Annotated in this window: 18 protein-coding genes and 3 pseudogenes; 11 read left to right on the forward strand and 10 right to left on the reverse strand. The window is 63.8% G+C overall.

Translation table 11 applies throughout. From position 1 onward, the window contains the following. Positions 1-135 precede the first annotated feature (135 nt). Positions 136-759, forward strand: coding sequence for a tyrosine-type recombinase/integrase (locus tag EAT51_RS20010; protein WP_130518455.1), 624 nt, complete (start codon positions 136-138; stop codon positions 757-759). 324 nt (positions 760-1,083) lie between these two features. Here EAT51_RS20010 and EAT51_RS20480 read toward each other — a convergent pair whose 3' ends face one another. The 3 genes from EAT51_RS20480 to EAT51_RS20020 are packed head-to-tail and all read right to left on the reverse strand — an operon-like array spanning position 1,084 to position 4,855. Further along, positions 1,084-2,376, reverse strand: a complete 1,293-nt coding sequence (locus EAT51_RS20480; protein ID WP_205953551.1) for a helicase-related protein — start codon at positions 2,374-2,376, stop codon at positions 1,084-1,086. Continuing rightward, positions 2,331-4,061, reverse strand: coding sequence for a DEAD/DEAH box helicase (locus EAT51_RS20485; protein ID WP_205953549.1), 1,731 nt, complete (start codon positions 4,059-4,061; stop codon positions 2,331-2,333). The genes EAT51_RS20480 and EAT51_RS20485 overlap by 46 nt, the downstream gene beginning before the upstream one ends. A gap of 2 nt (positions 4,062-4,063) precedes the next feature. Beyond that, a complete protein-coding gene (locus tag EAT51_RS20020) occupies positions 4,064-4,855 on the reverse strand; it encodes a Hachiman antiphage defense system protein HamA (RefSeq protein WP_130518453.1) in 792 nt (263 codons plus the stop codon). A gap of 317 nt (positions 4,856-5,172) precedes the next feature. Between EAT51_RS20020 and EAT51_RS20025 the strand changes: the two genes are divergently transcribed. Continuing rightward, positions 5,173-6,039, forward strand: coding sequence for a S1 family peptidase (locus EAT51_RS20025; RefSeq protein WP_165421931.1), 867 nt, complete (start codon positions 5,173-5,175; stop codon positions 6,037-6,039). A gap of 106 nt (positions 6,040-6,145) precedes the next feature. Here the strand turns inward: EAT51_RS20025 and EAT51_RS20030 are convergent, their stop codons facing one another. Further along, positions 6,146-7,204 (reverse strand): AraC family transcriptional regulator ligand-binding domain-containing protein, encoded by a 1,059-nt coding sequence (locus EAT51_RS20030; protein ID WP_130518449.1) that lies wholly within the window; start codon positions 7,202-7,204, stop codon positions 6,146-6,148. Position 7,205: 1 nt separating this feature from the next. Then, entirely contained in the window at positions 7,206-8,003 is a 798-nt protein-coding gene (locus EAT51_RS20035) for an oxidoreductase (RefSeq protein WP_130561966.1), read from the reverse strand. A 220-nt stretch (positions 8,004-8,223) separates the two neighbouring features. On the opposite strand from EAT51_RS20035, the gene EAT51_RS20040 reads away from it, so the two are divergent. Next, positions 8,224-8,847 (forward strand): tyrosine-type recombinase/integrase, encoded by a 624-nt coding sequence (locus EAT51_RS20040; protein ID WP_130518445.1) that lies wholly within the window; start codon positions 8,224-8,226, stop codon positions 8,845-8,847. Between the two features lie 108 nt (positions 8,848-8,955). Here EAT51_RS20040 and EAT51_RS20045 read toward each other — a convergent pair whose 3' ends face one another. Continuing rightward, positions 8,956-9,861, reverse strand: a complete 906-nt coding sequence (locus EAT51_RS20045) for a LysR family transcriptional regulator (protein ID WP_130518443.1) — start codon at positions 9,859-9,861, stop codon at positions 8,956-8,958. Between the two features lie 154 nt (positions 9,862-10,015). On the opposite strand from EAT51_RS20045, the gene EAT51_RS20050 reads away from it, so the two are divergent. From EAT51_RS20050 to EAT51_RS20080, 7 genes and pseudogenes are all read left to right on the forward strand, one after another. Further along, the gene (locus EAT51_RS20050; protein ID WP_130518441.1) at positions 10,016-10,423 is read left to right on the forward strand and encodes a ketosteroid isomerase-related protein; all 408 of its coding nucleotides are present in this window, start codon (positions 10,016-10,018) and stop codon (positions 10,421-10,423) included. A gap of 1 nt (position 10,424) precedes the next feature. After that, the gene (locus EAT51_RS20055; RefSeq protein ID WP_130518439.1) at positions 10,425-11,033 is read left to right on the forward strand and encodes a GNAT family N-acetyltransferase; all 609 of its coding nucleotides are present in this window, start codon (positions 10,425-10,427) and stop codon (positions 11,031-11,033) included. Continuing rightward, on the forward strand, positions 11,030-11,905 hold the full coding sequence (locus EAT51_RS20060; RefSeq protein ID WP_130518437.1) for a carbon-nitrogen hydrolase family protein: 876 nt from the start codon (positions 11,030-11,032) through the stop codon (positions 11,903-11,905). The genes EAT51_RS20055 and EAT51_RS20060 overlap by 4 nt, the downstream gene beginning before the upstream one ends. A gap of 69 nt (positions 11,906-11,974) precedes the next feature. After that, positions 11,975-12,481, forward strand: coding sequence for a heme-binding protein (locus EAT51_RS20065; RefSeq protein WP_205953548.1), 507 nt, complete (start codon positions 11,975-11,977; stop codon positions 12,479-12,481). Between the two features lie 152 nt (positions 12,482-12,633). After that, a complete protein-coding gene (locus EAT51_RS20070; protein ID WP_323052895.1) occupies positions 12,634-12,840 on the forward strand; it encodes an AAA family ATPase in 207 nt (68 codons plus the stop codon). Between the two features lie 55 nt (positions 12,841-12,895). Next, a complete protein-coding gene (gene nhaA, locus EAT51_RS20075; protein ID WP_130518435.1) occupies positions 12,896-14,761 on the forward strand; it encodes a Na+/H+ antiporter NhaA in 1,866 nt (621 codons plus the stop codon). A 25-nt stretch (positions 14,762-14,786) separates the two neighbouring features. Continuing rightward, a pseudogene (locus tag EAT51_RS20080) lies at positions 14,787-17,436 on the forward strand (excinuclease ABC subunit UvrA). 80 nt (positions 17,437-17,516) lie between these two features. Here the strand turns inward: EAT51_RS20080 and EAT51_RS20710 are convergent. The 4 genes and pseudogenes from EAT51_RS20710 to EAT51_RS20950 all read right to left on the reverse strand — a co-directional run. Next, a pseudogene (locus EAT51_RS20710) lies at positions 17,517-18,057 on the reverse strand (conjugal transfer nickase/helicase domain-containing protein). A gap of 259 nt (positions 18,058-18,316) precedes the next feature. Further along, positions 18,317-19,381 carry an alkene reductase gene (locus EAT51_RS20090; protein ID WP_130518433.1) on the reverse strand — a complete coding sequence of 355 codons (1,065 nt, stop codon included), beginning with the start codon at positions 19,379-19,381 and terminating at the stop codon, positions 18,317-18,319. 228 nt (positions 19,382-19,609) lie between these two features. Continuing rightward, a complete protein-coding gene (locus EAT51_RS20945; RefSeq protein ID WP_425478213.1) occupies positions 19,610-19,918 on the reverse strand; it encodes a helix-turn-helix domain-containing protein in 309 nt (102 codons plus the stop codon). Positions 19,919-20,041: 123 nt separating this feature from the next. Beyond that, positions 20,042-20,623, reverse strand: a pseudogene (locus tag EAT51_RS20950) (type 1 glutamine amidotransferase family protein); the annotation flags it as partial. A 66-nt stretch (positions 20,624-20,689) separates the two neighbouring features. On the opposite strand from EAT51_RS20950, the gene EAT51_RS20100 reads away from it, so the two are divergent. Further along, positions 20,690-21,007: a putative quinol monooxygenase gene (locus tag EAT51_RS20100; protein ID WP_130561967.1), complete on the forward strand. Its 318-nt coding sequence runs from the start codon at positions 20,690-20,692 to the stop codon at positions 21,005-21,007. The last annotated feature ends 79 nt before the right edge of the window (positions 21,008-21,086 follow it).

A 21,086-nucleotide genomic window follows, 5' to 3' on the forward strand; every position in this document is an offset into this window, starting at 1 on the left:
GCTCGATCACCTGCTTCACCGCTTCGGCCTGGAACTCATCCGTGTACTGCTTGCTGTTGCCCATAAACACCTCGGTCATTGCCATCAATTATGGCAACCGGATGTCTACGAAAGGCTGGCCGGTCCAAGTAGGTCATGGCAATTCTTCACACATCTCAGCCCCACGAGCCTTGGAACAAGGGAAAGCTGATCGGACAGAAGGCTCCGCTCAAGCTGAAAGATATCTGGGCCATCCGGATCAGACTTCAGCTTGGCCGCAAGGTCCGAGATCTCGCCCTATTCAATCTAGCGATTGACTCCAAGCTCCGTGCCTGTGACCTGGTGAAGCTTCGGGTATCAGATGTCACTCATGGTGGGCAAATGGCATCCCGCGCCATCGTGATGCAACAGAAGACCGGCCGCCCTGTCCAGTTCGAGATCACCCAATCGACTCGCGAGGCTGTGTATGCTTGGATCATCCACGCCAATCTCAAGGCCTCGGATTTCGTGTTCACCAGCCGAGTGTCGGACTCACCTCACCTTTCGACGAGGCAGTACGCCAGGATTGTCCATCGCTGGGTGGAAGATGCTGGCCTCGAGTCGGGCTCTTACGGCACGCACACTATGCGCAGGACCAAGGCATCGCTGATCTACCGGCGGACGCGAAACCTCAGGGCGGTCCAGCTATTGCTGGGGCATACGAAGCTAGAAAGCACCGTTCGCTACCTGGGCATCGAGGTCGATGACGCCCTAGAGATAGCCGAGCAGACGGATGTCTGAATCCATAAGGCCCGCTCCTCGAGCCTCTGAGCTCGAGGAGCGGCCACAAGCGGCCATTCAGATCGATGGGCAGGCAAAGCCAGAGTCCTTCCACGCTCATGCGCGTGTCGTGGCGCGGCAGTTCCCCAGGCAGTCAAGATCCTGCTGCCGGAAGCGTGGGCGATCTGTTGGACTTCAGTCCCGAGGCCCTCGTGCACCGCACCGCGACGGGCCGCGAGACCGCCGACGCATTTCTGGTGCAGTACGCGAAGTGGCTCGAGACCGTGACGGACTTCCGCACGAAAGTGACCCGTGCCCGTAAGGGCCTGAGCCGAATCACTCGGCTCAGGCCAGGTCCTTGAGCGTGTTGGCGTAGACCAGGTCGCCCAAATAGGCGCGCCACGCGGCTTCATGCTGGCGAAGCCCGTCGCGCGTGTTGGCCTTGATGTTCGTGAGATCCGGCGGCGGCGCGGGTTGAGTGATGGCGTTGCCCAGCGCCACGTAGGCTCGACGGTGACGCACGCCCAACTCCGCGAGCAATCGCGCAGCGACATTCGGCGCACCAAAGCGCAGATGTTGCGTGAAGTTCGACACGCCCGCCGCGATTTCCAGGTCATCAGCCTGCAGGCGGCGCGCCAGCAGGCTCAGGCCCTGCTCCACCAGCGTTTGCAGGATGTAGGTGATTGCTCGCGTGTGGAGGGCCAGCAAGTCGTCCATGTCGATCTGGAGCCGTTGACCGATCTCGACGAACGGCTCTCCCGACATCCAGCGTCGGACGATCTCGAAGAATCGCAGCTTCGCGACCTCCGCCTGATCTGCCTCGACACGAAACACCTGCAGCACCGCGTGCTGCAGTTCGTCGTGCGTCCAGGCCCATTCTAGGATGACCGTGCGCAATCCATCATCCAGGACATCGACCGGATCCTGCCAATTCGGCCGAGCCGGCCACAGCCCGGCCGATACCGATGCGAGCATACGCACCTTCGCGCCCGTCTCGCGCACCCATGCCAACTGGCCGGTAGGTCGCAAGCCAATGAGCCGGCGAGCCCGTAGCTCGAAGACATCGCGCAGCAACTCCGTGTGGGCGGGTTCCAACTGCCTAGCCGCAAAGGTCTGCTCGGCGAGTTCCCGAGCGCGTGCGACGAACAGTTCTTCTCCCACCTCCTCGGAAATGAGGTCGATCAAGGTCGAGTCGACGCCGTCCACGACGGGGTACACGGCGCCGACGCCCTCGAGGAACTCGTTGCTCAGCGCCATTCCCTGGCGTGCGAGGAAGTTGCTCAATTGGCGAACCAGGCTCACCAACGAGCCACGCACGGGCTCACCGGCGCCTTGCACCGCGACCGGCAGCACCAGGCCCCATTGGCCGGGGTTGGCACAGATCACCAAGCCCTTGGTGTTCACGCCCGCACGGCCGGCGCGGCCAACCAGATTCTTGATGTCCCGCGCGAGCATAGCTTCGGGCTGCTGCCTACCGGGTCTGCGACGCTGCACCGAGTACAGGACCAGACTCCGGATGGGCAGGTTGACGCCCTCGGCCAGGGTGCTGGTGCAGATCACCAGACGAACAGCATTGTCCCGGATCAACGCCTCTAGGACTTCGCGCGTCTCTTGCGGAATGTCGCCGTGATGAAGCACTGCACTGTGGCGCACGGCTTGCGTGCCGATCCACGCGGTCCCGTACTCGGCTCTAGGTAAGCGATGCACGGTGGCAAGGCCCCGGGTTGCGCATAGTCCATGGGCGCTGGCAACGGCAGCGGTTGCGCCAATTGGTTTACGAGTTCTCTCGCGAGGCCCTCGGCTCCCTGATCGCCTCGCTTGTTGGCGGCGAAGATCGCGGTAGTCCCCATCGGCAGGAGCTTTCGGGCGGCGGCGACGGCCTGCGTCTTGACGGAGGCGAAGCCGTAGGTGTTCTGGCGCCGTGTGAGTGGATTGGTGAAGGTAAAGCTGTTGCGATCAAGGAAGCGATCGAGGGTGAAACGCCGCTCGGGCGCTTCGTGCGGGTGCATGGCCAAGCGAATAGTCGCGGCCGCCCCGGTGCCCAGCGGCTGAAGCACGGCGAACTCGGCCGTCGCAGGGCGATATGCGCTTCGAATGACCGTCTGGTCGGTGCCGCCGAGCCACGCATTGATTTCCTCAATGTTGGGCACGATGGCGGACACGAAGACGAAGCGCGGTGCGGCTCCGGCACGTGATTTCATGCGCGCTAGCAGCAACTCGAGCCCGATGCCCCGCGCATCGCTGTCCAACAAGTGGCCCTCGTCGCAGATCACCAATGAAATGCGCTGGGCGAAGGTCGGCTCGGCGCTGAGGATTCCCGACAACGACTCGGGCGTCGCCACCATGGCCCGGATCTGGTCCAGGCCGTGGACTTCGTCGCCCGAGGGCACCGTGCCACCGTACGCGCAACGCGCAGGCAAGCCCATCGCGTTCAAGCGGGTGACGAGGGTTCCTTTCAGTTCCGAAGCGAGGGAGCGGAAGGGCACGAGCAGCACCGCGACATCATTGGGATGAGCGCTCAGGTGCCAGTAGAGCAGGGTCTCGCACAGCGTCGTCTTGCCGGCGCCGGTTGGCATCTGCATCGCATAGCTGTTCGCGTTGGTCAGCAACCCGCCGTGAATGGCCTGGATCTGCGAGGGAAAGAACTCCCAACTCGAGGGCTGTCGGTCGACCAGCGAACGCACCAGCGGCGTCCACAACGGGGTGGTGCCTTGCGGCAGGACCGCACGCAAGTTGGTCTGCTGGAAACGCTCGAGCAGGCCGCGCAGCAGCCGCGCCACGATCCAAACCTCGGGGCCCTCTTCTAGGGCGCGGGCCTCTCGCTCCCGCAGTGCCGCACCCCGCAACGCAATGCGATCAAGGTCGCCAGCTTTGAGCTCGTCCTGGACCGCACGCGAAAAATCGGACTGCAACGTCCCCGGTCGCGCCAGAAAGTCGTAGCAGGCAGCGCGCAGGCTGGCCGGATTGGCCGGTCGTGCAGAGCGCCGCATCGCTAGGCACGCCGATGCCGGGAAGTCGCCGAAATAGAAAGCCGCCGCGGCGAACAACGTCGCGTCCTCGCGGGAAATTCCCCGATCACCTAATTGGTCCTCGCTCATCTCGACTGAGAACTGCAGGAACGCATTGCCCAGCTGCGCCCAGTCCGCAGGCGCGACTTGGGGTTGGTGCAGGTTCGCGAATAGTTCCCCGACCAGCGATATGTAGTAATCATCGAGGCGATGGTCGATGGCCCCCAGCTCGATCGGTAGTTGCGCGAACTGGAAGTAACGCAAGTGCCGGGCCGTACCGGCATTGTTGATCCACCGCTGCAGGGACGGGCGCATGACTAGGCCGAGGCCTGCGCGGCAGCGAATGCCGCCGTGTACGTCTGCTGCAGGTTTGGCACGCCGATCACGACGAGGGTGAACTCCGGATCGGCCACGCTCGGCGCCGCAACCAGCTCGTTGGTCAACAGCGCGTTGCAGATGACAGCCACCGCGCGGAAACGTTTGGCGACCGGCGGGCTGTCCACGGCTTGGATGAATCGATCCAGCAACGGCAGGTCGACATCTCCGAGGTCCGTGGTCAGGGCCCGCTCGCGAAACCACACCAGCGTGCTGGCCAGGCGGCTGGTTCGATCCTTCTTGCAGTCGGCAATGGCATCCGCGATAGGGGTGGACGCGCCGGCAGTGGCCTTGGCCTTGACCTCGGCACATAGGATCGCGTCCGCCTCACTGGGATGCGGACGGTTCGGCATCACGAAATGCACCACGTCCGACTTGGGTGCCGGCTTGGTCCGGTCCTGCTTCAGGCGCCACTTCTTCGGGCCGATGGCGGTGGCCGGAAGTTCGCGGGCCGCCTGATAGAAGTAGCCGAGCACCTCGCCGAAATCGCCGGACATGGTCGCCCCGGCGTCGGGGAGCTTGGAGTGGACGATCTCGGCACGCGTCACGCCTGGTCGCTGCGCGGCGGCATCAAGATCGGCGTCGGTGATGTGGCAACGCCTTAGTGGCACGCCAATGCTTTCCTCCAGTTGCGTGACACTCGCCGGGCTGACATGGATCAGGACGTACGGCTGGTCCTGCGCGTGTGCGAACCATGGCACGGCGTCCACGAAATCAATCCCAAGTTCATCCATGGCGACGACTCCCCGCAGTCGGCGTCAGTATGCCCGACTTTTCCGAATGTCGGGAGCAAGGGATGCCCTAATAGGCCGGCGTTGCTCGAGGGCAGATCGCTGTCTCAGGCTGAGCGGCAGTGAGCGGAGCGACGGTCTTCCGGAGCGAGACCGATTCCCAGCATCTACCCGCGGCGTCTGTCGGGATGGCACGCCATCGAGTGCGAGAAATTTCCTATCCCCCTCGATCGGGATCTGGTCGCCACACCGTTGCACGCCGAGCCGACGTTGCCGTTCAATCACTACATTTAGCCAGTGGACCCCAGAAGACGACCTCGATGAGTTCCTACCAACCTATCAGGCCGGACGATTCCCGGCTCCACTACACGGGTGTGCTAGTCGCCGGCGATGCGTCGGATACCGTTGGCCACAGCCTGCTGCCCTTGGGGTCTGGCTTCTTCGTCGCGCCGTTCCTCGTACTGACGGCGCGCCATGTCATCGACGAGGTCTCCGAGCAGTTCCACGGCTGCCGCATCCACGAGATCGTCGGGGACATGAAGTTCGGCGTGGACTTTTCGATCCAGCATCCACGACACGGCCAGATGAAGTGGGCCGTGATGGGCTACGGATATACACCTACCATCGACGTGGTGGCCCTGTGGGTTGAGCTGCGCGAGCCGGCCGAACTGCCGGCGGACTTCGCGTGGGAACTGCCAACCCTGTCGCTCGCGCAGGCGAGGGTCGACCAGGCGATCAACGCGCTCGGCTATCCGCATTCCACGCATCGCCTGGATGAGCAGGGCCATGCGAAGGTCGGCCTCAATCCCCACGAGTCCTTTGGAACCATCGCCGCGATCCACGAGCGCAGCCGAGACCGCGTCATGCTCCCGTACCCGTGTTTCGAGGCGAGCGCTGCAACTAAGAGTGGAATGAGTGGCGGGCCGGTTTTCTCGAGCGAGGGTCACGTCATCGGAGTAGTCGGGTCCAGTTTCGAGCTGGGGGAGAGCGACGAGTGGGAGGTGTCCTATGTCTCGGCCATCTGGCCTGCGATCGGTATCGAATTGCGGCACACCGCCGCCCCGGTGACGACGGCGGCGATGCCCTATCTATTGCAGGCGCTGGTGGATTCCGGCGCAGTTCGCGCCGTCGATCGCTTCACCTCGGTGGATGCGGCGGGTACGGTCACGCTGCGCATTCCAGGCTGAATGGCGTACACCAGCGGCGAGATCTCGCGAACCGTGCCGATCAAAGCCAAAAAACTCAGCGTCCGGTACGGGTCGCTTAGCGCCTGACGGCTAGAAGCGGACGCCTCTATCGAGTTTCGACACGGGACTTATCCGGACTGGACATAGCCATTAAATAGGCTTCGGCTCGCTCTTGCGAATAGTGGTCGACCAGGACTTGCGCGATGACCAAGGTAAGCAGGCCTGCCGCAACGCCGTGCAACCAACTCCGATCCGAAAGCAGGAGCGCCAGCAACCCGAGCATGGCAACAATCGCGACCGCCCGACGGTTGACAGCGTACTTACCGATGACCGTGCTGATGCGTTGGCGTTCGATCTCGAGCCGCCGTTGTAGTGTCCGCTTGCTCATCGAAAGGCGCGCGGCGACCGCTTCGATTCCCGATTGACCACCCGGAAGGAGTTCGAGCAGCGCGGAACGAACACGCTCCGCGGTGTTGGCATTCGCGTCCAGCTCGCCCAAGCGCTTGCGCAATTCGGGCTCGAACACCTGCCACATCGCGTCATTGGCAGTGAGGAATGGTCGCTTCGCATCGATGGCCGTGAAGCCAATGCTCGCGGCATCGCCTTCCCTAGGGGCCACACCGAAGAACTTCGCATAGGCTTTCGCCTGCGCACGGGCGGGCAATTGCGGCATGGTCACGCGCAGCGCCGCGACGGGCTCGCGCGTGGCCAGTCGCGCGAGCCGAAGTAAGAATGCAAGCTCGCTGGCCATGACCACGAACGGTACCTGTGCCTGCGCCTCCAGCCAGTGCGGCGTCAGTGTCAGCGCGCCGTCGCGACCCACGTCCACTGCCAATGTCATCGGCGCAATCAGCTTCTTGTAGGTGGACAACCGCTGCCCTGCTTGCAGCATGTTCGCGCTGCACAGTGCAGCGAAGATCGGCGGGATGAACGACTCGGCCTGGATCGCCTCCACCAAGCGCAAGGGAAGCAGCGGATCGCCTGCCTCCGCCTGCAGGGCCTCCCAGAAACGGAAGTACTCCGCCGTGGTCAGACCGTTGTTGGGACGTGCCAGCAATTCCTCCGGCAAGCCCGCGCGCCGCAACAGGGTATCGCTACGGATACCCAGATCCTTCAGCAGCGGACGCCAACCGGGATCGACAGGAAAGGTGTTGTTGCGGGGCATGTCAGCGGAACTGGCTCATGATCAGGCGATCATAGACGCGGTCGCCGAAGTATTTGCGCACGAACATCAGCGGCCGCGCCAGATTGCCGGCCACGTAACGCGTCTTCGGGCGGCGCGCCTGCACTGCGCGGGCAATGGCGTCTGCCACCACGTTCGGTTGCGACATCGGCGACTTGGACCCGGCGATGGCATGCGCCAGCTTGCCGTACGGGCCATGGCCGGAGCGATCCAGCATCGGCTGGGTCATCACGTCACCGAACTCGGTGGCAATGATGCCGGGCTCGATCACCACCACATCGATGCCGAACGCCTTCAGCTCGATCCGAAGCGCATCGCTCCAACCCTCTACCGCACGCTTGGTGGCGTGGTACCAGGCGCCCAGCGGGGTGTAGATCTTGCCGCCCATCGAGGAGATGTTGACGATGGTGCCGCGCCCGCGCTCACGCATTGCCGGAATCAGCAACTGGGTGAGGCGTGCCAGGCCGAAGAGATTGACCTCGAACTGCGCGCGCGCATCGTCGATCGAAGTCTCTTCGACCGAACCATAGATGGCGTAACCGGCATTGTTGACTAGGACATCCAATGCGCCGTTCTCCTTCTGGATGCGTTCGACCACGGCCGCCACGTCCGCCTCCTGCGTGATGTCCATGCGTAGTGGGATGGCGCCTTGCGCCTGTAGATCCTGCATGGCCTCCACGCGTCGCGCCGCGACGTAGACCGTATGCCCCTGCTGCAGCAATTTCCGCGCGGTGGCCTTGCCGATGCCGGACGATGCGCCGGTGACGAGGATGATGCTCATGGCTGGAACCTTGGGCTGCGCCCGTTGGGAATGTGACGCCACTTTGGGCGGCATCACGCGCCATGAAACTAGCGACTTGCGCCAAATGACTCGCTGAACGTGCCAAGCAGCCTCTGCCTAGTGACTAACCGTGCAATGTCCCGAGGTCCGCTTCGGGTCGCATCACGCCTTGCTTCTGGGTGTAGGAGAAGCCTGACCAACCCTTCATCAGGAGTTGGGCATGGCAATTCTTCACACATCTCAGCACCACGAGCCCTGGAACAAGGGCAAGCTGATCGGGCAGAAGGCACCGCTCAAGCTGAAAGACATCTGGGCTATTCGCATTCGCCTTCAGCTCGGCCACAAGGTCCGTGACCTCGCCCTCTTCAACCTGGCGATCGATTCCAAGCTACGCGCCTGCGACTTGGTGAAGCTGCGGGTATCGGATGTTTCCCATAGCGGTCAAATGGCATCCCGCGCCATCGTGATGCAGCAGAAGACCGGCCGACCCGTCCAGTTCGAGATCACCCAATCGACTCGCGAGGCCGTGCAGGCTTGGATCACCCACGCTGAGCTCAAGCAGTCGGATTTTCTATTTAGAAGCCGTATTTCTGTCTCGCCCCACCTGTCGACGAGGCAGTACGCCCGCATCGTCCATCGCTGGGTAGAAGATGCTGGCCTCGAGTCGGGTTCCTACGGCACGCACACGATGCGCAGGACCAAAGCTTCGTTGATCTATCGCCGGACGCGAAACCTCAGGGCGGTTCAGCTATTGCTTGGGCATACGAAGCTAGAGAGCACCGTGCGTTACCTAGGTATAGAGGTCGATGACGCCCTGGAGATCGCCGAGCAGACGGATGTCTGAAGCCATAGGGCTCGCTCCTCGACCGTAGAGGGTCGGGGAGCGGCCAGAAGCGGACATTCTGTCTGTTGTCTCCGCACCAACTCATTCCTTGGGCGCTTTGATTGTGTGTTAGCGCAAAACAGGTAGCGATCCAACCGCGGCGCGCAACTCATCAAACACCACCCGAACCCTGCCTGATACGGGCCCGCGCTGAGGCCGGTAGACGTACAACCCCCATGCAGGAGGTCCCTCCTGCTCCAGTACCTGCACGAGCTTTCCGCTGGCGATGTAGGGAGCCGCCATGTAGTCGGCCAGTTGAGCGAAGGCAATCCCGGCCAACGCCGCCCCCATTTCCATATCGGCGTTATCTGCGATGAAGGCCGGCGAAGTGGGCGTCCACTGGTGTCCCGCCTTGAAGTGCCAAGGCCAAGGGCGGCCGGTATTGATATCCACGGCAGCTGTAACCGGCAACCTTGCTAGCGATTCGATCCCTTCAGGTACGCCCACTTTCTTGATCAGGCGCGGAGCCGCAACGATCGGAAGCCGCATGTCGGCCGCCTTTCGCGCAACGAAGCGGCTGTCGCGCATGAATCCGACCCTGATCCCGACGTCGATTCCTTCGTCAACGGGGTTGCTGACGCGATCGGATAGGCGCACGTCCAGCGTGATGCCGGGATGGCGCGCGGCAACGCGCTCCAATGCGGGTAGAACTGCCCTGGTGCCGAGGCTGTGTGGCGCGGTGATCCGAACCGTGCCCGACAGGGAAGCCTGCTGATCCGCACCAGGTATCCGCCACAGGTCTTCGAAGCGCTCCAGGGCAGGACGCACCTGTTCCAGCAAGCCCTCGCCAAAAGCCGTGATGCGCACCTGCCGTGTGGTTCGATGGAACAATACCTCGCCGTAATACTCCTCCAGGCGCTTGATAGCGCGTGTGACGCCTTGGGGCGATGTCCCCAGCCGTACAGCCGCATCACGAAAACTGCTGCTCTCTGCCGTCACTCGGAAGATACGTAGCAGCTCGAATTCCTTGTTCACAGTGCGTCTGCTCGGCCGGTTGCGATGTTCGACTTTATTCCATATTGAGGAATTATGAAATCGCAACAATTCCATATACATAGCCTGAGCGGGTTCCCAAACTTGTCCTCATTCCGGGATGCCCCGGATCCTCCCACACGCACACGGAACCCGAATGAACACTTCGAATCTGATTGCCGCCTACTACGACGCCTTCAATCGCGGCGACCGCGAGGCCATGTTGTCGATGCTGACCGATGACGTCGCCCACGACCTGAACCAAGGAGCGCGCGAAACCGGCCGCGATGCGTTCCGCGCCTTCCTGCAACGCATGGATCGCTGTTACGGCGAGCAGTTGCGGGACATCGTGCTGATGGTCAGCGCCGACGGCCTGCGCGCGGGCGCCGAATACGTGGTGCACGGCGAGTACAAGGTGACCGACGAGGGGCTGCCGGAAGCCGAAGGCCAGCGCTACGTGCTGCCGGGCGGCGCGTTCTTCGACGTCCGTGACGGCAAAATCGCGCGCGTCACCAACTACTACAACCTGGACGACTGGATCGCCCAGGTTGGCGGGAACCGCTGACATGGCGGGTGACATTCGCGTGCTGGTCCGCCGCGGTGCCGACATGGTCGAGTGGTTCGACGACGTGGCACGCCTGCGCGCCGAGGTCTTCCGCGCTTTTCCCTACCTCTACGAGGGCGACGCCGAGTACGAGAAGCGTTACCTCGCCACCTATGCCCGCTCGGCAGGCAGCGTGCTGGTGCTCGTGCTCACCGGCGACGCGGTGGTGGGGGCATCCACCGGATTGCCGCTAGGCGAAGCCGAACCGGCCTTCCAGGCGCCGTTCCTCGACCGAGGCATCCCGGTGGAGGAGGTGTTCTACTGCGGTGAATCCGTCCTGCTCCCGGCGTTCCGCGGACAGGGCCTTGGGCATCGCTTCTTCGATGAGCGTGAGGCGCATGCCCGTTCGCTGGGTGGCATCCGCTGGATCTCGTTCGCATCGGTGAATCGGGCAAGCGATGATCCACGGCGGCCGGCCGATTATCGCGGCAACGACGTGTTCTGGACCCGCCGTGGGTACAGGCGGCAGTCGGACATGCAGGTAACCCTGCCGTGGAAACAACTCGGCGAAGCGCACGAATCCGAGCAGACGCTGACGATGTGGCTGCGTCCGCTGGAGGCCGGGCAATGAAGATCGCCGTCGCCAAGTACGCGGTTGGCAACCCCGCCGACTTCGAGGCCTTTGCCGCACGCCAGCGCCAGATCCTGAGAGAAGCATGCGGTGCCGGCGTCGAACTGGCCGTGCTGCCCGAATACCTGTCGCTCGAACTGGCGTCAACGTTCGCGCCCGAAATCAGCCGCGACTTGAACGCTTCGCTGGCCGCGCTGCAAACGCTGCAATCCGAGTGGCTGGCGCTGTACGCCGACCTGTCGCGCGAGCTGCGCCTGGTCATCCAGGCCGGCACGTTCCTGACCGAAGTCGCCCCGGGACGCTATCGCAACCGCGCATGGTGGTTCGCCCCGGACGGCACGCGCGGCTATCAGGACAAGCTGCAGTTGACCGGATTCGAGCGGGACGCTGGCGTCATCGAGGGCGGCGACGAACTCAAGGTATTCGACTTGGCGGGCGTGCGCGCCGGCATCGCTGTCTGCTACGACAGCGAATTCCCCCTGCCCGTGCGCGCCCAACGCGAAGCCGGCGCCCGTCTGCTGTTGGTGCCGAGCTGCACGGACACGCAGGCGGGCGCGACCCGGGTGCGCGTCGGCTGCATGGCGCGCGCACTGGAGAACCGGATGTTCGTAGCGCAGGCGGTAACCACCGGGACCGCCGACTGGAGTCCGGCTCTGGATACGAATACCGGCGAGGCCACGATCTACGCGCCGATGGACCACGGCTTTCCCGATGACGGCATCCTCGCGACGACCCGCGGCGGGCAAACGTGGGCGATCGCCGATCTCGACATCGACGCGCTCGAACGCCACCGCGCGCAGGCCCAGGTGGCCGTCGACCTCGATTGGGATGGCCAGAAGGCGCCGGCATTCCGGCAGGCCCGGCATTCGTGACCGGCAATTCCTTTCAAGCAAGCCCTCAGCAGCGCCCGCAAAGACGCAAACGGTGGGTTCAACCTCGACATGTGGGGCACCGTCGTGGCGACCGACGGCACGGTCTGCGCCGTGGCCTACACCGGTGCCAAGGTCGGCGACCAGTGGCTCGGCAGTCGCGTGATCTCCGCGCAGAAAGCGAACACCGCGAATGCCTTCAGCCTGCCGGGCCTCGCGCTGTCCACCGCCAACCTCTATTCGGCCACGCAGCCTGGCGGCAGCCTGTTCGGCCTGCAGTTTTCCAACCCGGTCGATACGCAGGTAGCCTACGCCGCCATTGCCGCGAACTTCGGCACGGCGAAGGATCCGCTGGTGGGCGCGCTCGGCGTCAGCGGCGATTCCTCTTGCGCGGACCACAACATCGCGTGGAAGACCCGCCACGCGCTCGCGCTGGACTACGTGCCGGCCGGCGTCAGTCCCGCGAAGGACGACAACATCGTCTATCTCGACAAGGCCGAGCAGGCCAATGGCTTCAAACACCCGATGTGTGGCGGAACCGAGGACAAGGTGACCCTGCCCCCGGTGCGAAAGCAGTAAGTTGAGCCACAACGGGCGGGCACGCCCCGCCCTTGTGCAACGACCGGGAAGTCGAATGCCGCCTATGCCGCCTGGGATCAGGCCAAGGCATTCGTCAAGCGCAGCGGTCCCAGCCAGCGCCACTTCATCTTCGCAATGCGCCGACGAAGCTGATGAGGCAGATGGGATATCACGAAGGCTACCGCTACGCGCATGATGAGCCCAACGGCTATGCCGCTGGGCAAACCTATTTTCCCGAGGGCGTGGCGCGGCTGGGCTGGTACCAGCCAACGGACAGGGGCGTCGAGCGAAGGCTGGGAGAAAGGCTTACTTGGCTGCGCTCGCTCGATGACGCGACGCCGCCAAGCCCGGACGCTTGACCGACATCCCCCCGAAATCGTCCGATCGCTACCTCACGAACTACAGGATAAGAACATGCCAGCCTCTTCTTTCGGCGAATCCTCTGCGGATATCAGACGGAGACGAGTTGCCCGCTATCTACGCACTGAGTCTGGGGCTGCGGTGCTGCTGGTGATCGTCACGGTTGTGGCGCTCCTGTGGGCGAACTCGCCGCTATCCGATGCCTATTTCGGGTTGTGGCACCTGGGCGTCGGGTTCAACTTTGGGCCATTGGGCCTGCACATGGATCTGCATCACTGGGTCAACGACGGCCTGATGGTCGTCTTCTTCTTCCTGATCGGCCTGGAGGTGCGTCAGGAATTCGCCCACGGGTCGCTCAGGGACCGCAGCCGTGCCCGTCTCGCTCTGATCGCGGGGGTCGCGGGTGTCGTGCTTCCCGCGCTGGTGTATGTCCTGATCGTGGGGCTGGCCGGAGGTGAGGGCCTGCACGGGTGGGGGGCGGTGGTCGGTACCGATACGGCGTTCATGCTGGGCACCCTGGCGATCGTCGGCCCGCGGCTATCCGGTCAGTTGCGCGTGTTCCTGCTCACCCTGACCGTGGTCGATGACTTCCTCGCCGTGTCCATCATCGGCATCGTCTATAGCGAGGAGATCCGGGTCGTCCCGTTGCTGATCGCCCTCGCCAGTCTCGTCGGGTTGTGGTTGCTAGGGCGCACCCGCCAGTGGCGGGCAACGCCGTATGTGCTGATCGTGATCGTGCTGTGGCTCGCGACCGTGTACTCCGGCATCCATGCCTCCCTCGCCGGGATGGCCGCGGGGCTGCTGATCCCCGCCTACGCAACGCAACGTCACAAGGTCGTCGCGGCAAGACAGTTGTTCCGTGACTTCTGGCAGTCTCCGAGTGCCGCATCGGCTCGCGCAGTGGACTGCGGGCTGTCCCAGGGTATCTCGGTGAACGAGCGGCTGCACGAGTACCTGCGGCTGCCGACAGCGCTGCTGATCGTGCCGGTGTTCGCCTTGGCGAACGCCGGGGTGGACCTGCGTGGCGGGCTGCTCGCTGAGGCCTTCGGCTCGCCCGTGACCTGGGGCGTCATCGCGGGGCTCGTGCTCGGCAAGCTCCTGGGCATCGGGCTCATCACTCTCGCTGCGGTCCGCCTCGGCCTGGGGCGCCTGCCGGCGGGTGTCGGAATGGGGAGCGTGTTCGGTGGTGCGGCACTGTCCGGGATCGGGTTCACCGTGTCGCTGCTCATCATCGGGCTCGCGTTCGGCACGACCTCCGACCTGGGCCGCCAGGCGACGGTCGGCGTGCTCGTGTCGATGATGCTCGCCACGTTGCTCGGGTGGCTCACCTTCAAGGTTGCCGCTCGCAGGTGGGGTGAGGAGACCGCCGATCTGCCGATGGTGCTTGAGCCGCCGGTCGATCCCGAGGTCGATCACATTCGCGGGCCAGAGGACGCGCAGCTCACGCTGGTGGAGTACGTGGACTTCGAGTGCGAGTACTGTGCGCACGCTACCGGTTCTTGGGAGGATCTGCGCGCCCACTTCGGGGACGACCTGCGGTATGTGGTGCGCCACTTGCCGCACCACCCGCATGGGCCGATCGCCGCGCGTGCGTCCGAGGCGGCATCGAATCAGGGGATGTTCTGGCCGTGGCTGGACTTCGTGTTCACCCGTCAGCACGCGCTGGAGCGCGAGGATCTGATCGGCTACGCCGCAGAGCTTGGGCTCGACGTCGATCGGTTCATCGCGGATCTCGACAGCCCTGCGGTGATCGAGCGTGTCGAGCGCGACCTCGCCAGTGCGGTCGCCAGCGGTGCGCACGCCACGCCGACGTTCTTCGTCGAGGGTCGCCGCCTGCGCGGCAGCTACGACGCCCGCTCTGTCACCGCAGCGCTCGAAGCTAGCCGCCGCGGCACCCGAACTCAGGAAGTCCCGTCCTGAGCGGGACGAACTGCAAGATAAGAACATGCCAAACAAGTCTTTCGGTGAATCCTCTTGTACCGCTGCGGCCAGCGGCCTCGTGCAGGTGCGTGGCGCGCGCGAGAACAACCTCAAGGAGGTGGACGTCTCCATCCCGCGTAACGCGCTGGTGGTGTTCTCGGGTGTCTCCGGCTCCGGGAAGTCCTCGCTGGCCTTTGGCACCATCTATGCCGAGGCCCAGCGGCGCTACTTCGAGTCGGTAGCCCCCTATGCGCGGCGACTGATCGACCAGGCCGGCGTGCCGGACGTCGATGCGATCGACGGCCTGCCGCCGGCGGTGGCGCTGCAACAGCAGCGGGGCTCCAGCAACGCGCGTTCCTCTGTGGGCAGTGTGACCACCTTGTCCAGCCTGGTGCGGATGATGTATTCGCGTGCCGGCGCCTACCCAGCCAACCAGCCCATGCTGTACGCCGAGGATTTTTCGCCCAACACGCCGCAGGGAGCGTGCCCGACCTGCCACGGCCTGGGCCATGTGTACGAGGTGACCGAGGCCATCATGGTGCCCGATCCCTCCCTGAGCATCCGCGAGCGGGCGATCGCCTCCTGGCCCCCCGCCTGGCAAGGCCAGAACCTGCGCGACATCCTGGTCAGCATGGGCTACGACGTGGACCGACCGTGGAAGGACCTGCCGAAGAAGGATCGCGACTGGATTCTGTTCACCGAGGAAACACCGACGGTGCCGGTGTACGCCGGCTTCACGCCTGCCGAGACCCGCGCCGCGCTCAAGCGCAAGATGGAGCCGAGCTACATGGGCACCTTCACCGGCGCCCGGCGGTATGTGCTGCACACCTTTGCCAACACCCAAAGCGCGCTGATGAGAAAGCGCGTGTCCCGGTTCATGGAGGGCAAACCGTGTCCCACCTGCCACGGCAAGCGGCTCAAGCCCGAGGCGCTGTCGGTCACGTTCGCCGGCGTGGACATCGGCGAGTTCATGCAGGTGCCGCTGGACCAGTTGGCGGCCTTGCTCGAACCCATCGCCCAGGGCGATTTCCGCGCCCATGCAACGGGGGCGGCTACGGACAAGGAAGCGACCCGACGCGACCGTGCCGAACGCGCGGCCTCCGGCCGCGCCGTCCATGCGGTATCGCCCGACGTGCGCCGCACCTCGGCGCTATCGGAAGAAAAGCGCCTCGCCGCGCAGCGCCTGGCCGGTGGCGTGATGGCGCCTGCGTCAACTGCGTGGGCTGGGTTTGGGTTACCTGACGCTTGACCGAGCCACGCCGACGCTTTCAGCCGGCGAGTTGCAGCGCCTGCGGCTGGCGACGCAATTGAGTTCCATGCTGTTCGGTGTCGTGTACGTACTCGACGAACCCTCGGCGGGCCTGCACCCCTCCGACAGCCAAGCCCTGTACGACGCGCTCGACCGTCTGCGCGAGGCCGGCAACTCGGTGTTCGTGGTGGAGCACGACTTGGACCTGATGCGCCGTGCACAATGGCTCGTGGATGTCGGGCCGGATGCCGGCGAGCGTGGCGGCCGCGTGCTCTACAGCGGCGAGCCGGATGGCCTGCGCAAGATTGCCGAATCGCGTACTGCACGCTACCTGTTCGATGAGATCCCCGCGCCGGGAAGCCGGGCACGCGAAGCGACCGGCTGGCTGGAGCTGCAGGACATTCACCGCCACAACCTGCATGGCGTGAATGCGCGCATTCCGCTGGGCGTGCTGACGGCCGTCACCGGCATCTCCGGCTCGGGCAAGTCCAGCCTTGTCGCGCAGGCCCTGCCGGAGCTGGTGCTGCTGCACCTAGGCCACGGGCCGGAAGACGATGTAGCCGAAAGCGCCACCAGCGAAGGGCCGGCAGTGATCGAAGCGACTGGCGGTCGTCTGGCGGGCGACGTGGACGCCATACAGCGCATGGTGCAGGTCGATCAGAAGCCGATCGGGCGCACGCCCCGATCCAACCTGGCCACCTACACCGGCCTGTTCGACCATGTGCGCAAGCTGTTCGCCGCCACACCCGATGCGCGACGCCGCCGCTATGACGCCGGGCGCTTCTCGTTCAACGTCGCCAAGGGACGCTGCGAGACCTGCGAGGGCGAGGGCTTCGTCAGCGTGGAACTGCTGTTCATGCCCAGCGTGTACGCGCCGTGCCCGACGTGCCATGGCGCACGCTACAACGAGGCCACGCTGAAGGTGCAATGGAACGGGCGCAACATCGCCGAGGTGCTGCAGATGACCGTGGACGAAGCCAGCGAATTTTTCGCGGGTGAAGACGCTGTGGCAAGGCCACTGCAACTGCTGCGCGATATCGGACTTGGCTATCTGCGCCTGGGACAGCCGGCGACCGAGCTTTCCGGTGGCGAGGCGCAGCGCATCAAGCTGGCGACCGAGCTTCAGCGCAGCCAGCGCGGCCGAAGCCTGTACGTGCTCGACGAGCCGACCACCGGGCTGCATGTGTCGGATGCCGACCGGCTGCTGATCCAGTTGCAGCGCCTGGTCGATGCCGGCCACACCGTGGTGATGATCGAGCACGACATGCGCGCGGTGGCGCAGGCCGACTGGGTGATCGACGTAGGGCCTGGTGCAGGCGCTGCCGGCGGCAGCATCGTGGTGGGGGGCTCCCCTCAGCAGGTGGCCCGAACGCCTGGCAGCAGAACCGCTCCGTTCCTTGCACAGGAGTTGGCACGGGCCGAGTAGCTCAGTTCGCCAAATGTTGCCAATTTTCGCGGGGCCTTGATCGTCGCCACACGACGGTGGCGATCAATGCCCGAATCGCGTCATCCTTCCTGAGTCAGAGCAAGATAGGGGTTGTTGGGCGGTATTTCGGCGAGTGCCAAGGACCCATCTTCGAGGAGGTAGCCATGCAGTCGGCGGGACTTCCTCGGGCCCGTGACTTCACAGGTCCAAGTGTTCAGTCCTGGGCTGCTTTCGATGTAGCTGCAGCTTCTCGAAGCGCTTCTGCACCCACTGCCAATCCTGTTGATTCTCCTGCTTGGCGAGTGCGGCCACTTCGGGATGCTCCTGCGCATAGCGTTGGAACACACCCGGGCTGACCAGGTAGGCCGTGTCATTCACCGTATGCACGAGTGCCTTCGCGTCGTTGATGATGAACCGTCGTGAGGCGATTCCCTGCTTCAGCCAAACCATGAACTGTTCCCCGGATGGCTTCGTTGCCGATGGCCCAGGCGTAGGCGCGGGTGCAGGTGATGGAATGGACGTCGCGGCTGTTGCTGGCGCGGGGGTGTGGAGGAACTCCTCGGCATCCTGGCCAACGCCGGCCGAATCACCCAAGCCCACCATCGCGAGCAAATCCTCCATGACGTCGGGCACGGGCTGGGCTGCGGGCGGTGAAACGATGGTGGTGCTGTCGCCCTCCCAAATCGGCCTCGGCACTACCTGAGCCGGAGACGATGTACGAGTTCGGCGGGCGGCGAAGCAAACCGAGGCAACTTATCAATTAAAGATCGTGATGGCGCACAACACTCGGTAGACGCCATCGATTCACAGCTTCGCAAGATCGAAGGGCAGAGCCTTGGGTATAAAGTGGCTCGTTTCTTCGGTCTTCTGGGGCGGTGACTTACGCGACCTGCAGTGTCGGATAGTCTGTATAGCCCTTGGCGCCACCTGCGTAGAACGTGTTGGAGTCAGGCGCGTTCAGCGGTGCCTTGGCCCTGATGCGTGCGGGCAGGTCCGGGTTAGCCAGGAAGGCGGTGCCAAAGGCCACAGCGTCAAGCTTACCTTCGGCAATAGCTGCCTCTGCCTCATCAGCGCTGTAACCCATATTGCCCACCAACACACCCTTGTACTTTTCACGCGCTACGGGCATGACATCGGCCTTCTGCACGCCGAAGAAATCGGCGCGCATCACGTGCAGGTAGGCTAGCTTGAAGGCATTAAGCCTATCGGCCACGAAGCCGATGAGGGCCAGCGGGTCGCTGTCTTTCATACTGTTGAAGCTGTTGAGGGGCGACAGGCGCAGACCCACACGTTCGGAACCGATCGCCTGGGTCACGGCAGTGAGTACCTCGAACAGCAAACGTGCACGGTTTTCCAGCGATCCGCCGTAAGCATCGGTGCGCTGGTTGGGCGTGTCGCGCAGAAACTGGTCAATCAGGTAGCCGTTGGCGCCGTGTACTTCCACACCATCAAAGCCGGCGGAAATGGCGTTGCGTGCGCCTTGAGCAAACGCAGCCACGATGCCGGGAATCTCTTCGACGGTCAGGGGGCGGGGCACCGCGTGCGGCACCTTGCCTTGGGGCGTGTGGATCTCACCCTCAATAGCGGTGGCGCTGCTGGAGACAATGGGGGCGCCATCGGCAGCGCCAGGGTAGGCTGCGCGGCCAGCGTGCCAGATCTGCATGAAGATGCGTCCGCCCTTGGCGTGCACCGCGTCGGTCACCTGCCTCCAGGCTGCAATCTGCGCGTCGTTGTAGATGCCAGGCTCATTGACGAAGGCCGATGTACCGGGCGCCACCATGGTGCATTCGGAAATCAGCAGGCCGCCGGTGGCTCGCTGGCTGTAGTACTCGGCCATCAGTGCGTTGGGCATGTGGCCAGCGTCGGCACGGGTGCGGGTCAGCGGTGCCAGAAGGATACGGTTGGGCAGGGTGAGGGTGCCTACTTGAAGTGGATTGAATAGCATGTGGATGAAAACCCAGATTAGTGAACAGAAAACAGTGGTAAAGCTAACAGTATTCCCAATACTCTGATCTTTGAAAGGTCACTGAACTTTGAAAGGTCACTAAAGACTATTTTGGCACGGCTGGTGCTTTTGCACCCAACGCACGATGTAGTAGACGCAAGTGGGTAAGCCTTTGCTTCCGACAGTTTCGCGGCTGTCTCCATCCGTACATGCACCAAACGCTTTTGGTCATCCACCGCGTCGCAACTCCCTGACACCCCGGCCCAGCTTGCGGCGCAACAGGGCCCGCAGGGTCACCCCATCCGAGTACCCGACCTGTGCGGCGACCTGGTCGACGCTGGCGTTCCCGGTGCGCAAGAGATGGACGGCATGCTCCACGCGCAGGTCCTGGAAATACGACAGCGGTGTCTTTCCCAAAACGCTTTGCAGCCGCCGCGCCAAGGTGCGCTCGCTTGTGCCCGCGGCGCTGGCCGCCTCGGCCAGCGAGAACCCATGCGCGAGCCGACGTCTGGCCCAGCACTCGAAGCGCTCCACCATCGGGTCGGCATGCGCAAGGTGGTCGGGAATCACGAACTCGGCTTGCGAACTGCGTGTCTCGACCAGCAGATAGCGTGCCACCAGGGCCGCCAGCGCCGGACTGCGCCCTCGGATGATGCGCAAGGCCAAGTCGACGTGGGCCAAAGCGGCACCCGCGGTGGTGAAGCGTGTCGAGTTCACGATCATGCGTGACTCGTCCAGAGTGACGTTCGGATAGCGCTGCCGAAACATCGGCCCTAGCCACCATGACGTCGTCGCACGATGCCCATCAAGCAGGCCACTCTCTGCAAGCAAGAAACTACCGGAGCAAGCGGCACCAAGGTGCGCGCCAGCGGTGCACCACTGCTGTAGCGCCGCGACCGCGTCGGGCACATCGGGGCGTGTGAGTCGAGCCGAGAGCGTGTCAGGCATCTTGTCGCCAAACGCCGGCACGAGCACGACGTCTGGTTCGGGCACACCATGCGCAGTGACCACGGGGACCGTCAAGCCTTGCGCAGTTCGAATGCGACGCCGCACGCCCACCAGCGTGAGCTCTATGTGCGCGGGAGCCTGTGGCAGCGAGCCCGCCATCGCATTGGCTAAGCCCACTGTGTCAGTGAACGCCGCAAGCCCCAGATCAAACACGCCATCACAAACAAGGAGGTGGAGTTTCATGGCAGCAATGATATCAATGTTGTCATTATTGCCAATAGAGATGTCTGTCATGAAGACTCAGACTGCAGTCTCGTCGATCCCTTTACCCACTTTTCCATTTACCCAAAGGAATACAGCATGACCAAGCTCGCCCTGTTTGTTCGCCTCGAAGCTAAACCCGGCCAGGAAGCTGCGCTTGCCGACTTCCTGGCCAGCGCACTGCCGCTCGCCAACGCCGAGTCCGGCACCACGGCCTGGTTCGCATTGAAGTTTGGCCCTTCGACGTTTGGTGTGTTCGATGCCTTTGCCGATGAGGCAGGTCGCCAGGCGCATCTGAACGGCCAGATCGCCGCGGCCTTGATGGCCAACGCCGCGACCTTGCTCAGTTCTCCGCCCAATATCGAGAAGTGGACCGACCAGAGTTCCATAGACACTCAGTCGCCGCTCTGCGCGTAGCGCTTTTCGAACTCTACCGGTGACATGCCGCCAGCGGAACCATGCCGGCGAATCGGGTTGTAGAACATCTCGATGTAGT

The organism is Pseudoxanthomonas winnipegensis (genome assembly GCF_004283755.1).
In the GTDB taxonomy this organism is placed as follows: domain Bacteria; phylum Pseudomonadota; class Gammaproteobacteria; order Xanthomonadales; family Xanthomonadaceae; genus Pseudoxanthomonas_A; species Pseudoxanthomonas_A winnipegensis.

Bases quoted from the DNA above. Each gene is read 5' to 3' on its own strand.
- EAT51_RS20020 (WP_130518453.1), bottom strand. From the start codon at position 4,855: ATGGATGAACTTGGGATTGATTTCGTGGACGCCGTGCCATGGTTCGCA.
- EAT51_RS20030 (WP_130518449.1), bottom strand. From the start codon at position 7,204: ATGCCCCGCAACAACACCTTTCCTGTCGATCCCGGTTGGCGTCCGCTG.
- EAT51_RS20055 (WP_130518439.1), top strand. From the start codon at position 10,425: ATGGCGGGTGACATTCGCGTGCTGGTCCGCCGCGGTGCCGACATGGTC.
- EAT51_RS20090 (WP_130518433.1), bottom strand. From the start codon at position 19,381: ATGCTATTCAATCCACTTCAAGTAGGCACCCTCACCCTGCCCAACCGT.
- EAT51_RS20050 (WP_130518441.1), top strand. From the start codon at position 10,016: ATGAACACTTCGAATCTGATTGCCGCCTACTACGACGCCTTCAATCGC.
- EAT51_RS20945 (WP_425478213.1), bottom strand. From the start codon at position 19,918: ATGGTGGAGCGCTTCGAGTGCTGGGCCAGACGTCGGCTCGCGCATGGG.
- EAT51_RS20060 (WP_130518437.1), top strand. From the start codon at position 11,030: ATGAAGATCGCCGTCGCCAAGTACGCGGTTGGCAACCCCGCCGACTTC.
- EAT51_RS20065 (WP_205953548.1), top strand. From the start codon at position 11,975: ATGTGGGGCACCGTCGTGGCGACCGACGGCACGGTCTGCGCCGTGGCC.
- EAT51_RS20035 (WP_130561966.1), bottom strand. From the start codon at position 8,003: ATGAGCATCATCCTCGTCACCGGCGCATCGTCCGGCATCGGCAAGGCC.
- EAT51_RS20025 (WP_165421931.1), top strand. From the start codon at position 5,173: ATGAGTTCCTACCAACCTATCAGGCCGGACGATTCCCGGCTCCACTAC.
- EAT51_RS20010 (WP_130518455.1), top strand. From the start codon at position 136: ATGGCAATTCTTCACACATCTCAGCCCCACGAGCCTTGGAACAAGGGA.
- EAT51_RS20040 (WP_130518445.1), top strand. From the start codon at position 8,224: ATGGCAATTCTTCACACATCTCAGCACCACGAGCCCTGGAACAAGGGC.
- EAT51_RS20485 (WP_205953549.1), bottom strand. From the start codon at position 4,061: ATGCGCCCGTCCCTGCAGCGGTGGATCAACAATGCCGGTACGGCCCGG.
- EAT51_RS20100 (WP_130561967.1), top strand. From the start codon at position 20,690: ATGACCAAGCTCGCCCTGTTTGTTCGCCTCGAAGCTAAACCCGGCCAG.
- nhaA (WP_130518435.1), top strand. From the start codon at position 12,896: ATGCCAGCCTCTTCTTTCGGCGAATCCTCTGCGGATATCAGACGGAGA.
- EAT51_RS20070 (WP_323052895.1), top strand. From the start codon at position 12,634: ATGAGGCAGATGGGATATCACGAAGGCTACCGCTACGCGCATGATGAG.